Genomic DNA, 12,750 nt, shown 5'->3' with positions numbered 1-12,750 from the left:
GACAAGATCCACCATCTGTTGGCGGAACTCTTCCGTGTACGGCGGTTTTGATCTCGGCACCTGTACTCCTCCCTGAGACCATTATCTCAAAGAGCCCAGGTGTGAACAGAATCGGGTCAACTTCAGAAACCGTCACGCCGCCGGTCGGATGTCCGCGCCGACCGTGCGCTGGTAGTGGTCGGCGATCTCGTCGCTGGTGGTCAGCCAGACATCGGGCTGCGCGGCAAGGTATTCCAGCGCCTGATCCAGGTACTTGTGCCGGAAGGGCTGGCCGGTCACGAACGGATGCAGAGCAAGCGCCATGACTCGGCCACTGTGCTCGGCGTCGGCATGCAGCTGCTCATAGTTATCCTTGACCATCTGTACGAACTCGGCCCCGGTGATGCCTCTCCTGAACACGATGAGGTCGTTGAGTTCGACCGAATACGGCACGCTGATCACGCCGGGAACATTCAGCCGATACGGCTGATCATCATTGGTCCAGTCCAGCACGTAGTGCAGGCCGAGTTCGGCGAGCAGGGCCGGGGTGTCGAACGTTTCGGTCAGCCCAGGGCCCATCCAGCCACGCGGTCGCCGGCCGGTGGCCGCGGCTATCGTGTCGACGATGCCGGTGAGAGATCTGCGCTCGTCGTCGAAGGTCATTCCGGTGTGGAGGACGGAGTTGGTCCGACCGTGCGCAAGCCACACCCAGTCCCGTTCACGGCCCGCCGCGATGACCTGCGGGTAGCGTTCCGCGACCATCGAGTTCACCAGCGCGCTTGCTCGGATTCCGTGTCGATCCAGGCTCTCGATCGTGCGCCACACGCCGACCCGAAGTCCGTAGTCACGCCAACCATAGTTAAGTGGGTCGGGAACGGCGTCGGCCGTTTCCGGCACGATGCTCGATGACGGCCGATCCAGGAGGAAGTGCTCGAGATTCAGCCCGACGTAGGCGGCGACCCGAGCACCACCGGGCCACCGGATCACCGGACGATCGACGATCGGGCTGTAGTCAAAAAGCTTGTTCTCCGCTGGCTCTGTCATACCGGCAGGATAAAAGCTAACATCAGTGTCAGGTTCAAGTCCCAGGTCACGACAGGATGATCGACATGCGGATCGGTGAGCTTGCCCGGCGCACCGGAGTCAGCGAACGATCGCTGCGCTACTACGAGCAGCAGGGGCTGCTGGCGGCCGACCGCACGCCCGGCGGCCACCGCAACTATCCCGACCAGGCCGTCGACCGAGTCATTCGCATTCAGGAACTGTTCGCCGCGGGGTTGAGCAGCTGGAAGATCGCACAGCTGCTTCCCTGCATGCGAGACGCAGACGGCGGCCCTTCCGAGATCGCCACTCCTCGGCTGATCGCCGAACTGAGGGCCGAGCAGTGCCGCATCGACCAGACGATCACCCAGCTGGTCGTCTCCCGCGAAGTCCTCGACGAGGTGATCCATGCGGCGTCGCAGCCGCCATACCCGCCGGTCGAGTAGCGCGTCGGGCACATGCCAGCTGACCTCGCCAGGAGGAACCGAGCGTCCCTGCAGCCGAGACCGCTCTTCTCGGCAACCTCATGGCTGGACGTGACCCTGTGCAGGATCGCTCCCGCGGTCATGCGCACAGCGGGGCCATCACCCGGCGCTGTCTGCCCTCGGGCCCTTCCGGGCCCTGGGCGGGGCGGCTGTCAGGTTGTGGTCTGGCTGTCGATCGTTTCGGGCAGGAGATCTGCCTGCCCAACACGCTGGGTGATCTCGGCGATCTTTCCTGGTCGGCGACCGCGACCGCGACTGCGGTCGGGGAGGGCCGTCGGTGCCACGCCCTCGAGCGCGAGCGCGAGCAGCCGGTCGACCGTCACCCGCCCCGGGGCTGCGGCCGAGGTCTGCTCGTAGGACCACGCGAGTCCATTGACGAGGGTGAACAGTTCCAGCGCGTCGAGGTCGGCGCGGACCGCGCCCGCCCGCTGCGCGCGGTTGAGCAGGGACGCCCCGGCCTCGCGCATGCCTTCACAGGCCGTGTGGAGCTCTGTCGAGGTGTCCCGCAGAGTCCGGGTGAGCGCCGCGGTGAGCCCGCGGTAGGTGCCCGTGAACTCGACGAACTCCCGCAGCCAGCAGGTCAGCGCGGATCCGGGCGCCGCGGTGGCCGACAACTCGCGGGCCCTGGCCGCGAGTGTGTCGAACCGATCGTGGAGGACGACCTCGAGCAGAGCCTCTCGCGACGGGAAGTGCCGGTACAGCGTTCCCGTACCGACTCCGGCCCGGCGGGCGATGTCCTCCAGGGAGGCCCCGATGCCGTGCTCGGCGAACGCGGCACGGGCGTACGCCAGCAGACGCTCGTAGTTGGCCCGGGCATCGGCCCGCATGGGCCTCGGCTCGGCCACTCCACTCACCCGCACTTCCTTTCCCGGCGAACAAGCGGAGGGTACCTCCCCCCACGGCCATAGGCGGAGGCAGCCTCCGGTAGGCTCGCGCCCCTCGGGCGGAGGCAGCCTCCGCTTTGGCCTGAAGAGGTGGAGGGATCGGCGATGACGGTTGCGGAGACCAGACGAAGGCTGGGCCGGTTCGGGGTCTGGATTCCCCCGTTCGTCCTGCTCGGCACGCCGGTGGCCATGCAGCGCCGCGAGCTCGTCCGCATCGAGCGACTGGGGTACGGATCGGTGTGGAGCGGGGAGACCCCGCCAGTCGCGCCGGTCAGTGGCCGCGAGGCGTTCACCCAGCACGGTCTGATGCTGGCCACGACCGATCGGATCACCGTCGGCAGCGGCATCGCGAACATCAGTACCCGCGCCGCGGGTGCGATGTACACCGGCGCCGCCACACTGGCTGAGGCCCATCCGGACCGGTTCGTCCTCGGCCTCGGCGGTCAGTCCGGCGAGCGGCCTCTTGCTCACCTGCGTGACTACCTTGATGCCATGGACGATGCCGGGCGGCGTCTGACGCAGCTACCGGCTGCCCCGTACCCGCGCGTCCTGGCTGCCCTCGGACCGCGTGCGCACCAACTGGCCCGCGAACGAGCCGACGGCGTCCATCCGTTCCTGCAGCCGGTGGCACACACGGCGGTCGCCCGCGCGGCGGTCGGTCCGGACCTGCTGGTCATCCCCCATCAGGCCGTGGTCCTCGAAACCGACGCGCCGGCCGCCCGGGCGTGGCTTCGCCGCATCCTCAGCCTCGGCGCGGGCGCCCCCGAGTCCCCCTACACCAGGAACTACCGCCGGCTCGGCTACAGCGAGGCTGATGTGACCGGCGAACGCAGCGACCGGCTGATCGACGACGTCCTCGCCTGGGGCGACGAAACCACTGTCGCGGCCCGGCTGACCGCTCACCTCGACGCGGGCGCCGACCACGTGCTGGTCAACCCGTTCGCGGCAGACCTCACCCAGGCGGTCGACCAGCTCGAACGGCTCGCCCCACTGCTGTTCCCCGCCTGACCGCCCGGTGCAGGCGGGTCGCCGGCCGCGACGACGATCCCGCCCGCGCGTGGCGCCTTGCGCCCGAAGGCCAGGAAGGACCCGGCACCGTAGTTGCCTCGACGGTCAGGTTGTGGTCTGGCCGTCGATCGTCTCGCGCAGAAGGTCGGCATGCCCGGCGTGCTGGGTGGTCTCGGCGATGATGTGGATCAGTACCCGGCGGACGCTGTGCCGCGCACCCGGCTCGTTCCAGGGCGCCGCCGGCAGTGGCTGCGTAGCGGACAGGTCGGGGATGGTCGCGACGATCTCGTCGGTGCGGGCAGCGGCCCGCTGGTAGCCGGCGATGACCCCGGCCAGCGTGTCGCCCGGTTGCATCTGGAAGTCGTTCTGGCGCCTGATCGCCCAGGCCGGATACTCGCGTGCGGTACCGGACATGAACTCGTCCCAGGTGACGCCGTCGGGCAGCGCGAAGTCCATCGCCGACGGCCCCTCGAGGATGAACTGCAGCCAGCCTTCCTCGCAGGCGGCCACATGCTTGATCAGCCCACCCAGACAGAGAGCGCTGACGGTCGGATGCTCGCCGGCCTGCTCGTCGCTGAGGCCACTGGTCGTGTTGATCAGCATGGCGCGGGCCGCGGCGAGCTCGGCGAGCAGGTCGGCCCGCTCGGCGTCGAGGGCGGGGGCGGGGACGGGGTCAGTGGTGGGGGCGGTGGCGGGGATGGTCGTCATGGTGATCGGCCCTTCGGTCGTTGCCGTTGTCGACTGAAGACCAGCGTCGCCGGAGAAGCGGTCAGTTTCTGGCCGCTACTCCGGGCAATCTCATCAACATGCCGACGACCTCAGCGCGCCTGCTGGCCCTGCTCTCGTTGTTGCAGTCGCGCCGGGACTGGCCGGGGGCGCTGCTGGCCGCCCGGCTCGAGGTCAGCCCGCGCACGGTGCGCCGTGACGTCGACCGCCTTCGCGAGCTGGGCTATCCGATCCGGGCCACCAGGGGCCCTGACGGCGGCTACCAGCTCGATGCCGGGACGGAGCTGCCGCCGCTGCTGTTCGACGACGAGCAGGCCGTCGCCCTCACCGTCGCGCTCCAGATCGCCGCCACCTCCGGCGTCGGCGTCGAGGAGGCGGCAGCCCGCGCGCTGAGCACCGTCCGCCAGGTCATGCCCGCCCGGCTGCGCCACCGGATCGACGCGCTTCAGGTCACCGCGGTCGAACGCGGCGGAAACCGGCCGAACCCGCGGGTCGACCCGGCCGTCCTCGTGGCGCTCGGTGCCGCGGTCCACGCCCGGGAGGAGCTGTCCTTCGACTATGCGGTCCCGTCGCGGTCGGCGCCGGCCGCCGCCTCGCCACCGCCGCGCCGGGTACAGCCGCATCATCTCGTCACCTGGGCCGGACGCTGGTATCTCGTCGCCTGGGATCTGGACCGGGACGACTGGCGCACCTTCCGGGCCGACCGGATCAGCCCGCGTACCCCGACCGGGCCGCGGTTCACCCCACGGCAGCTGCCCGGCGCCGATGTGGCCGCCTTTGTTGCCCAGCGCTTCGAGGGGCCCTTCGGTCCGGAGCGCTGGCCCTGCCGCGGGGAGATGATCATCGAGCTACCCGCCGCCTTCGTCTCCCGGTACGCCCAGGACGGGATCGTCGAGGAGCTCGGCCCGAACCGCTGCCGGCTCGTCCTCGGCTCCTGGTCCTGGCCCGGCCTGGCCGCCGCGGTCGGCCGGTTCGACGCCGACATCGAGGTCCTCGGGCCGCCCGAGCTCGCGGACGCCTTCGCCGCCCTGGCCCGCCGGTACGCACGCGCCGCCGCCTGCAGCGGCCCACGTTGAGGCCAGGCGACGGACCGGACAGAACTTCACCCATCCCCTCTTTTCGATCATCCACCCGTGGGAGGAGAAACGGTCACCGCGGTCTGCGCCCACGGTCGAGCCAGGAATTCCACCCGGGCGGGGATGACCGCGAGACCGGCGGGTCGGATTCTTTCCCCATGGGAATTTCACGGACTGCGGACACGGTCGCGCCCGGCCAGGCCAGCGCGGCTGTCACCGTCGAGGAGCTGACCAAGTGCTACGGCAGGTTCACCGCCGTCGAGAACGCGTCGTTCAGCATTCGTGCCGGAGCCGTCACCGGATTCTTCGGGCCGAACGGAGCCGGCAAGACCACGGTACTCAAGGTGATTACCGGGCTTGCCCGGGAGAGTGCCGGGCGGGTTCTGGTGAACGGCCGTGCGGCACCCGTCCGGGGCACCGGCGCCCTGGGCGTCTTCATCGAGCCCTGCGGTGCACACCCTGGCCGTTCGGCCCACATGCACCTTCGTTCGTTGGCGACCATGGCCGGGCTGCCGGCAGCGCGGGTGTCCGAGGTACTGGCGCTGGTGGGCCTTGAGCGTGATGCGCACCGCAGGGTCGGGGGGTACTCGCTCGGCCTGCGCCAGCGGCTCGGTCTCGCGACCGCGCTGCTGGCCGATCCGGACATTCTGGTGCTGGACGAGCCGACCAACGGACTGGACCCGCAGGGAATCCGCTGGCTACGGAATCTGCTGCGGGAACGGGCCGACTCGGGCCGGACCATCGTGGTGTCCAGCCACTCGCTGGCCGAGGCCGAACTGCTGGTCGACGAGGTCGTCGTCATGCACCGGGGGCGCATCGTGACGCAGGCTTCCATGCATGCGATCACCCAGGGTGGGTCGACGCTCGAGGAGGTCTTCCTTGGTCTGACCAGCGGGGTGGACCAGTGAGCCGGCTGGTCAGGGGCGAGCTGATCAAAATTGTGAGCACGCGCACGGCGCTGGCGTTCGCGGCGACCTCGCTCGCGCTGACGGCCGCCAATACGATGATCGTCGCGCTCGCCTCGGGGACGCTCGACGAGGTGGGCGAGAAGGAGGAGGCCCTGTCCGGTATGCCGATCCTCCTGCTGCTGCTCGGGGCCGTCGGTGCCGCCGGTGAGTTCCGCCACCGCACGGCCGCGCCCGCGGCGCTCGCCTCGGGCGCCTCCCCGCAACGCCTCCTGCTGGCGCGGGCTGTGGCGTACGCGATCACCGGCCTTGTCGTCGGCGCGCTCATGGTTGCGGTCTCGCTGGGAGTGGGACTGCCGCTGCTGGGCCGACAGCCCGGACCTGACCTCGGTGTCGGCGAGGTGATCGGCGTGGCGGTGGGTCTGCTGGGATCGTCGGTGCTCGCGACGATGATCGGAGTCGCCGTTGGTGCGCTGCTGCGCAACCAGATCCTGGCGGCGATCGGCGCGCTGATCCTCACCTTCGTGATGAACCCGTTGTTCGACCAGGTGCGGGAAGGCTCGTCGGACTACACGCCGCTCGGCGCGGTGGCGGTGCTGACCCGTATGGTCCACGGCTCGGCCCGCATCTCCCTGGCCGCGGCGGCGGTCGTCCTGGGTGCCTGGACGGTGGGGCTCATGGCCGTGGCACTGGCCGGCGAACGTCGACGCGACCTGGCGTGACCGTCCAGGGGAGGGGGCTGTGGGCGCGTGCGTCGGCAACCGCCCGCATCCGTGCCCTGAGGCGGCGGGACCGGCAGGACCGGCGCACACTCGGATTCGATCTTCTCGTCGCGGTGGCTGCCACGATCGCTGAGCTGAGTCTTCTCCTCAACGACGACCACTCCGTGCGGCTGTCGACCGTGCTGCTCGCGGTTTCCGCCGGCGGCGTGCTCCTCGCGCGCCGCCGGGCCCCATGGACGGTCCTCCTTGCGACGCTCGCGCTCGCCGGGGCGCTGGTGGCCACCGATGATGCTCCGGGTGGTGTGCCTGCTCTGGCGGCGCTGTTCACGATCGCCGAGCGTGAACAGCGCCGCCGAGCGCTGGCCGCGCTCGTGCCCACTGCCACGCTGCTGGCCGTCCTGTCGATCGTGTCCGTCCCGGTGACGGCGGGAGTGTGGGTACTGGGCAGGTATGCGCGCACCCACCGCCGGTATGTCCACGCCCTTGAGGAACGCGCGGATCGCCTCCAGCGTGAACAGGAGTACCTGGCCCGGATCGCGGTGCACGAGGAACGCACGTCGATCGCCCGTGAACTCCACGATATCGTCGCCCACTCGGTGACCGTGATGCTGCTGGGCGTGCGGGGCGCCCGCGACGTGCTGTACACGTCGCCGGACCGGGCCAACGACACGCTGGGCCAGGTGGAAAAAAGCGGGGAGCAGAGTCTCACGGAACTTCGCCGAATGCTGTCCGTGCTGCGCGCCCCGGGCAGCCCCGCCGCCGCCCACCCCACCCCCTCGCTGCGGGACCTGGCGGGGCTCGTCGCCGAATACCGCGCCGCCGGGTCGCCCGTCGAGCTGCGGACAGCGGGAGAGCCGATCCTGCTGCCCGACGGTGTGGAGTTGTCTGCCTTCCGCATCATCGAGGAGGCACTGACCAATGCGGCGAAGCACGCGTGTCCCAGCCAGATCCTGGTTGCACTCGCCTATCGTGGCCGAAGCCTTGACATCGAGGTGACCAATGACGGGGCAACTGTCGAGTCGGCGCGGGTTCCGATCGGCGGCGACACCGGAGATGCACCCGTGACCAACGGTCCGGCTCGACATGGCCTGCTCGGAATGCGGGAACGGGTCTCGGTACTGGGCGGCGAGCTGGAGTTCGGTCATCAGCGTGACGGCTGGTTCCGGGTCGCCGCCCGCCTCCCGGCGGGCGAGGGAGCATGAGACCAGGCCGCACCCTTGCAGCGACACTCACGGGAACGAGAACCGGATGAGCATCCGCCTGCTGATCGTGGACGACCAGGAGCTGATCCGGACCGGCCTGCGACTGATGCTCGAGGCCCTGGCCGACTTCGAGGTGGTCGGCGAGGCCGCGGACGGCCAGGCGGCACTCGCACTCGCCGAGAAGCTGCGACCCGACGTCGTTCTGCTCGACGTTCGCATGCCGCGCATGGACGGTATCGAGACCACCGCCCGCCTCACCGGCAGCGGCCTCACTCCTGCCCCGCGCGTGCTCATCCTCACCACCTTCGATCTGGACGAGTACGTGTTCGGCGCGCTGCGCGCCGGAGCGGCCGGTTTTCTGCTCAAGGACGCCTCCCGCGAGCGCCTGATCGACGCCATCCGCGTCCTGCATGCCGGCGATGCGCTGCTGTCGCCCGCCGTCACCAGACGGCTGGTCGAGACCTTCGTCGCCCGGACCCGCCCGCCGACGCCACCCGGTCTGCTCGACGACCTGACGCCACGCGAACGCGAGGTGCTGGTCCTTGTCGCCCGCGGGCTGTCGAACACCGAGATAGCCGAGCGTCTCGTCGTGACGGAGGCGACGGTGAAAAGCCACGTGGGTGCCATCTTCACCAAGCTGGGACTGCGGGACCGGGCGCAGGCCGTGGTGCTCGCCTATGAGAACGGCGTCGTCGTTGCTGGCGAGCCCGCCTGATCCCCGCATCCCACTCAGCTGGCTCGGACAGGCTGGCTCGGACGGCGCCGACGGACACGACGAGCACGCTAGGCTTGCCAGGCGGTGTCAGATCCGCCGCCGGTTCAGGAGGTGCGCCGTGACCGCCGAGATGGCCGCTCCCGCCTGGATGCACCAGCAGATCAGCGCGGAGCTGTACGACTCGCTGTCCGAGGAACAGTGCCGGGACATCGAGATCGTGGACGGGATGGTCGTCATGGTCCCCAGCGCCTCCCTGATCCACAACCGGCTGGCGAGGAAGGTCGCCAACGCGATGGAGCTGGCGGGGGCCCCGGAATGGTTCGCCGACCTCGACTTCGACGTCCGGCTCCAGGATGTGCCGCTGACCGTCCGCCGGCCCGACGTCGTTGTCTACCGGGCAGGTGCGGTCGGAGTCACACCCATGCGCCCGGAGAACGTTCTCCTCGTCGGCGAAGTGGTCTCACCCGGCTCGGAAACCACGGACCGTGTTTTCAAACCGGAGCAGTACGCCCGGGCCGGTATCCAGTTCTACTGGCGGATCGAGCAGTCCGACACCGGTGTCCCTCTTGTCTACACGTACGTGCTCGACTCGGCGGCAGAAACCTATCGAGTGGGCGATGTCCACGCGGGTGTCGTCGAAGCCGTGGCTCCGTTCCCGGTGAAGATCGACCTCACGCAGCCATAGTGCAGTCGGTTCGCCCCTGGCGGACCTGTGCGGCGGGCAGACCGGCAAGACCGAGCGGCCTTACGGCGACGGCGGGCGGCCTCACCCGACAGGAGAACAGAAATCGGCCTGACCAGGCGGCACGGTGGTCACGGCGACCACGGCGGCGCGACACCCCATCCCCAGCGGGGAACCGGGGCATGCTGGATCGGTGTCGCGTCCGCCTGCGAGTTGGCGACCGCGAGGCGGGTTCCCCACTCCAGATAGCTCATGAAGGCCGCGCGGAACTCCGGATCGCCCGGCAGCCCGACGTGGTCGGCGGCATCGACCAGAAGGCTGACCCAGCGTCGGCGCTGCTGCTCCGTGATGGCCTTGCCGAGGTGATGGGCCAGCATGTTCTCATAGCCGCCGCGAAGCTCCGTGTAGGCAGCCGGGCCGCCGAAGACCTCACCCACCCACATCGCGACGTGATGTGCATGAGCCGGGTTCATCCCGGCGAACAGCGGGCTGAGGAGCTCGTCCTCGGTGACGGTTTCGTAGAAACGCGCGAACAGCCGCTCGAAGGCCTCCTGACCGCCGGCCCACTCGTAGAGGGTGGGCGGCCGGGGCGTCCCGGCACCCACGCCCACGACCTCGGTCGGCGCATAGTGACACATCTCCTCGATGCTGTCCACATACGAACCCACCTGGGCGATGAACGCCTGAAAAAGGGCGCTTTTTCGGAAGCCGTCCAGGTGTCCGTCAAGGGACTCCCAGCGTATTCTCAGGACATATATTTCTGGACTCTCCACCCCACGGGAGAGCTCGAAGTCGAGGCATTCTGGCGATTCTGTCAGAGATTTTGCCGCCTGCCCGTAGGCCGCTTCGAACTCATCCGAACGATGCCTGGGGATACGGTATCGGATGTACTCAAGAATCATTCTCCTGAACCTCCCGTGGCTGACGCTACCAGAATCATGCGGTACTGTGGGTACGCACTTTTTGGTGCGTACCCACAGCGCCCGGCGCCCGGCGCAAATCGAAAGGGAGATCCGATGACCGAGCGTGCCTATCACTGCCCGGTGGAGGTGACCCTCGAGGTGATCGGTGCCAGGTGGACGCCGGTGATCCTGGCCCACCTCAAGGAAAACGATCGACTTCGCTTCGGTCAGATCCGTCGCCTGATCCCCGACATCAGCGAGAAGATGCTGACCCAACGGCTACGGGAACTGGAGCGCGCCGGGATCATCGACCGCACCCTGGTGAGGGCCGCCCCTGCGCAGGTCGAGTACAGGCTCACCACGGCTGGTCGCGGCCTCTCCCCGGTACTCAACGCCATGTGGGACTGGGGCCGACAACGGGCGACAACCATGGGACTCACGATCACCCCGGTCCCGGCTGACCCCCGCCCCGGCCCGGCCACCGAGTGATGCCCTTCCTGGGCGCCTGGCAGAAAGTTCATGCCGCCGCCCGCGAGGATGCGGCCGTGGTCGCACGAGAAGAGGACGGAAATCGACCTGAACGGCCGGCACGCTGAGTTCGACCAGCCCACCGAGGGGCTCGAACCCGCGGGAGATACCACCCATGACCATCCTCGTCACCGGTGCCTCCGGCGCCGTCGGCCGTCACCTCGTCACCGCCCTGCTCGAGCAGGGCCGAGCCGTACGCGCACTCAGCCGCGATCCGGAGAAGGCCTCGCTACCCGCCGCCGTCGAGATCGTTGCGGGAGATCTCACCGATACCGCAGCCCTCGGCGATGCGGTGTTCGACGGGGTGGAGCGTGCGTTCGTGTTCCCCGCCGACGGTGGCATCGACCCGTTCGTGGCCGCGGCCGTCACCGCGGGTGTCAAGCGCTTCGTCGTGCTCTCCTCGCTCGCCGCGGCGAAGGAGCACCCGCGCGACGAGGGCTCCGTGAGCCAGCTCCACCACACCGCGGTCGAACAGGCCGTGACCTCACGCACCGACGCCTGGACGATCCTGCGCCCGGGCACCTTCGCGAACAACCTGCTTTCCTGGGCCTGGCCGATCAGGAACGACTGGCCGATCCGCGCACCCCATGTGCAGTCAGCCCAGGCACCGATCCACGAGGCGGACATCGCCGATGCCGCCGCGGTCGCGCTGCTGCACGACGACTGGATCGGCCAGGCGATCCCCCTCACCGGCCCGCAGTCGCTCACCCGGGCCGAGCAGGTCGCCGCCATCGGTGCGGGCCTCGGCCGCGAACTGCGCCTGGAGGAGATCACCCCCGCGCAGTTCCGCACCGATGTGGCCGCGTTCATCCCAGAATCGATCATCACGATGCTGCTCGACTACTGGCACGACACCCGCACCGAACCGGACCGCGTGCGGGCGGGCGTCACCGAGCTGACCGGCCGGCCCGGGCGCACGCTCGAACAGTGGGCTCGGGACCACCACGCCGACTTTGCCGCCACGACGTAGCCTGCACGTCATCCACTGCACTACTGTCACTCACTGACAGAAACGCATTGGATGACATGAGGTGGTCGGGATGGGTCGGAAGTGGTGGGCGCTGGCCGGCGTCGCGGTGGCGGTCTTCGCCGTCGGTGTGGACGGGACGGTGCTGGCGGTGGCGCTGCCGACGCTTGCGCCGAAGCTGCATGCCTCGGCCACGGATCTGGTGTGGTTCTCCTCGGCGTATCTGCTGACCTGGGCCGCGGCGATGCTGCCGCTGGGGTCGCTGGGCGACCGGTACGGGCGGCGGCGGGTGATGGCCGTTTCCCTCGCCGCGTTCGGGGCCGCCTCGGCCTGGGCTGCCTGGTCGGGTTCGGCGGGCATGTTCATCGCCGCGCGCGCGGTCGGCGGCGTCGCCGGGGCCGGCATCGTGGTGATGGCCATGTCGGCGGTCACGGTGATGTTCGCCGAGGACGAGCGTTCCCGGGCGGTCGGCGTGTGGGCGGGCGTGAACTTCCTGGCCCTGCCGACCGGGCCGATCCTGGGCGGGCTGCTGCTCGATCGGTTCTGGTGGGGCTGGGTCTTCCTGATCAACGTGCCGATCGTGATGATCGCGCTGGTCGCGGTGGTGGTACTGGTGCCGGAGTCCCGCGGGCCGCACCGCGGTCGGCTCGACCTCGTGGGGATGACCCTGTTCGGTGGCGGTCTGGCCGGGCTGGTCTACGGGTTCGCCGAGGCGGGCACCCGAGGGTGGAGCTCGGCGGTGGTGACCACCACGCTGCTGGCCGGCGCTCTGCTGCTGGTTGTCTTCGCGCTCTGGCAGCGTCGTCTGACCCGCGGCCGGCCCGCGCTACCAGCGCCGGTGGCGGGGGCGGGGGGGGGGGGGGGGGGGGGGGGGGGGGCGGGGGGGGGGGGGGGCGGGGGGGGGTTCCCGCACTAACTCTCTGGTGCG

The 12,750-nt window shown here is 69.5% G+C and carries 14 protein-coding genes and 1 pseudogene; 11 read left to right on the top strand and 4 right to left on the bottom strand.

Features of this window, described 5'->3' with window-relative positions:
* Window positions 1-132: 132 nt before the first annotated feature.
* Window positions 133-1,023, bottom strand: a complete 891-nt coding sequence (locus ND747_RS02495; protein ID WP_251731401.1) for a polysaccharide deacetylase family protein — start codon at window positions 1,021-1,023, stop codon at window positions 133-135.
* 65 nt (window positions 1,024-1,088) lie between these two features.
* Between ND747_RS02495 and ND747_RS02490 the strand changes: the two genes are divergently transcribed.
* Window positions 1,089-1,466: a MerR family transcriptional regulator gene (locus ND747_RS02490; protein ID WP_251731399.1), complete on the top strand. Its 378-nt coding sequence runs from the start codon at window positions 1,089-1,091 to the stop codon at window positions 1,464-1,466.
* A gap of 314 nt (window positions 1,467-1,780) precedes the next feature.
* Here ND747_RS02490 and ND747_RS02485 read toward each other — a convergent pair.
* A pseudogene (locus ND747_RS02485) lies at window positions 1,781-2,332 on the bottom strand (TetR/AcrR family transcriptional regulator); the annotation flags it as partial.
* 162 nt (window positions 2,333-2,494) lie between these two features.
* On the opposite strand from ND747_RS02485, the gene ND747_RS02480 reads away from it, so the two are divergent.
* Complete coding sequence (locus tag ND747_RS02480; RefSeq protein ID WP_251731397.1) at window positions 2,495-3,397, top strand: TIGR03620 family F420-dependent LLM class oxidoreductase; 903 nt, start codon at window positions 2,495-2,497, stop codon at window positions 3,395-3,397.
* A gap of 105 nt (window positions 3,398-3,502) precedes the next feature.
* On the opposite strand, the gene ND747_RS02475 is transcribed toward ND747_RS02480, so the two are convergent.
* A complete protein-coding gene (locus tag ND747_RS02475) occupies window positions 3,503-4,105 on the bottom strand; it encodes a DinB family protein (protein WP_251731395.1) in 603 nt (200 codons plus the stop codon).
* A 98-nt stretch (window positions 4,106-4,203) separates the two neighbouring features.
* Between ND747_RS02475 and ND747_RS02470 the strand changes: the two genes are divergently transcribed.
* The 6 genes from ND747_RS02470 to ND747_RS02445 all read left to right on the top strand — a co-directional run bounded on the left by ND747_RS02470 (window position 4,204) and on the right by ND747_RS02445 (window position 9,428).
* A complete protein-coding gene (locus ND747_RS02470) occupies window positions 4,204-5,199 on the top strand; it encodes a YafY family protein (RefSeq protein WP_251731393.1) in 996 nt (331 codons plus the stop codon).
* 158 nt (window positions 5,200-5,357) lie between these two features.
* A complete protein-coding gene (locus ND747_RS02465) occupies window positions 5,358-6,107 on the top strand; it encodes an ABC transporter ATP-binding protein (RefSeq protein WP_251731392.1) in 750 nt (249 codons plus the stop codon).
* A complete protein-coding gene (locus tag ND747_RS02460; RefSeq protein ID WP_251731390.1) occupies window positions 6,104-6,826 on the top strand; it encodes an ABC transporter permease in 723 nt (240 codons plus the stop codon). The genes ND747_RS02465 and ND747_RS02460 overlap by 4 nt, the downstream gene beginning before the upstream one ends.
* Entirely contained in the window at window positions 6,823-8,028 is a 1,206-nt protein-coding gene (locus tag ND747_RS02455; RefSeq protein WP_251731388.1) for a histidine kinase, read from the top strand. Before ND747_RS02460 ends, ND747_RS02455 begins: the two co-directional genes overlap by 4 nt.
* 46 nt (window positions 8,029-8,074) lie before the next feature.
* On the top strand, window positions 8,075-8,743 hold the full coding sequence (locus ND747_RS02450) for a response regulator transcription factor (protein ID WP_251731387.1): 669 nt from the start codon (window positions 8,075-8,077) through the stop codon (window positions 8,741-8,743).
* Between the two features lie 118 nt (window positions 8,744-8,861).
* Window positions 8,862-9,428 (top strand): Uma2 family endonuclease, encoded by a 567-nt coding sequence (locus ND747_RS02445; protein WP_374216126.1) that lies wholly within the window; start codon window positions 8,862-8,864, stop codon window positions 9,426-9,428.
* Window positions 9,429-9,556: 128 nt separating this feature from the next.
* Here the strand turns inward: ND747_RS02445 and ND747_RS02440 are convergent, their stop codons facing one another.
* A complete protein-coding gene (locus ND747_RS02440) occupies window positions 9,557-10,327 on the bottom strand; it encodes an antibiotic biosynthesis monooxygenase (RefSeq protein WP_251731386.1) in 771 nt (256 codons plus the stop codon).
* A 114-nt stretch (window positions 10,328-10,441) separates the two neighbouring features.
* Here ND747_RS02440 and ND747_RS02435 point away from each other — a divergent pair, with 114 nt between their 5' ends.
* From ND747_RS02435 to ND747_RS29130, 3 genes are all read left to right on the top strand, one after another.
* Window positions 10,442-10,816, top strand: coding sequence for a helix-turn-helix domain-containing protein (locus ND747_RS02435; RefSeq protein WP_251731383.1), 375 nt, complete (start codon window positions 10,442-10,444; stop codon window positions 10,814-10,816).
* A gap of 154 nt (window positions 10,817-10,970) precedes the next feature.
* A complete protein-coding gene (locus ND747_RS02430; RefSeq protein WP_251731381.1) occupies window positions 10,971-11,825 on the top strand; it encodes an SDR family oxidoreductase in 855 nt (284 codons plus the stop codon).
* A gap of 70 nt (window positions 11,826-11,895) precedes the next feature.
* Window positions 11,896-12,738: an MFS transporter gene (locus ND747_RS29130; protein ID WP_285899851.1), complete on the top strand. Its 843-nt coding sequence runs from the start codon at window positions 11,896-11,898 to the stop codon at window positions 12,736-12,738.
* The last annotated feature ends 12 nt before the right edge of the window (window positions 12,739-12,750 follow it).

This window comes from Frankia sp. R82, assembly GCF_023716925.1.
GTDB lineage: Bacteria > Actinomycetota > Actinomycetes > Frankiales > Frankiaceae > Frankia.
The sequence above is the reverse complement of the archived record's forward strand: the minus strand, read 5'-3'. Positions and strand labels throughout refer to the sequence as shown.

What these genes read in the sequence shown, in the direction of transcription:
- ND747_RS02495 (WP_251731401.1), bottom strand. Translation starts at nt 1,023, where the DNA reads ATGACAGAGCCAGCGGAGAACAAGCTTTTTGACTACAGCCCGATCGTC.
- ND747_RS02490 (WP_251731399.1), top strand. Translation starts at nt 1,089, where the DNA reads ATGCGGATCGGTGAGCTTGCCCGGCGCACCGGAGTCAGCGAACGATCG.
- ND747_RS02480 (WP_251731397.1), top strand. Translation starts at nt 2,495, where the DNA reads ATGACGGTTGCGGAGACCAGACGAAGGCTGGGCCGGTTCGGGGTCTGG.
- ND747_RS02475 (WP_251731395.1), bottom strand. Translation starts at nt 4,105, where the DNA reads ATGACGACCATCCCCGCCACCGCCCCCACCACTGACCCCGTCCCCGCC.
- ND747_RS02470 (WP_251731393.1), top strand. Translation starts at nt 4,204, where the DNA reads ATGCCGACGACCTCAGCGCGCCTGCTGGCCCTGCTCTCGTTGTTGCAG.
- ND747_RS02465 (WP_251731392.1), top strand. Translation starts at nt 5,358, where the DNA reads ATGGGAATTTCACGGACTGCGGACACGGTCGCGCCCGGCCAGGCCAGC.
- ND747_RS02450 (WP_251731387.1), top strand. Translation starts at nt 8,075, where the DNA reads ATGAGCATCCGCCTGCTGATCGTGGACGACCAGGAGCTGATCCGGACC.
- ND747_RS02440 (WP_251731386.1), bottom strand. Translation starts at nt 10,327, where the DNA reads ATGATTCTTGAGTACATCCGATACCGTATCCCCAGGCATCGTTCGGAT.
- ND747_RS02435 (WP_251731383.1), top strand. Translation starts at nt 10,442, where the DNA reads ATGACCGAGCGTGCCTATCACTGCCCGGTGGAGGTGACCCTCGAGGTG.
- ND747_RS02430 (WP_251731381.1), top strand. Translation starts at nt 10,971, where the DNA reads ATGACCATCCTCGTCACCGGTGCCTCCGGCGCCGTCGGCCGTCACCTC.
- ND747_RS29130 (WP_285899851.1), top strand. Translation starts at nt 11,896, where the DNA reads ATGGGTCGGAAGTGGTGGGCGCTGGCCGGCGTCGCGGTGGCGGTCTTC.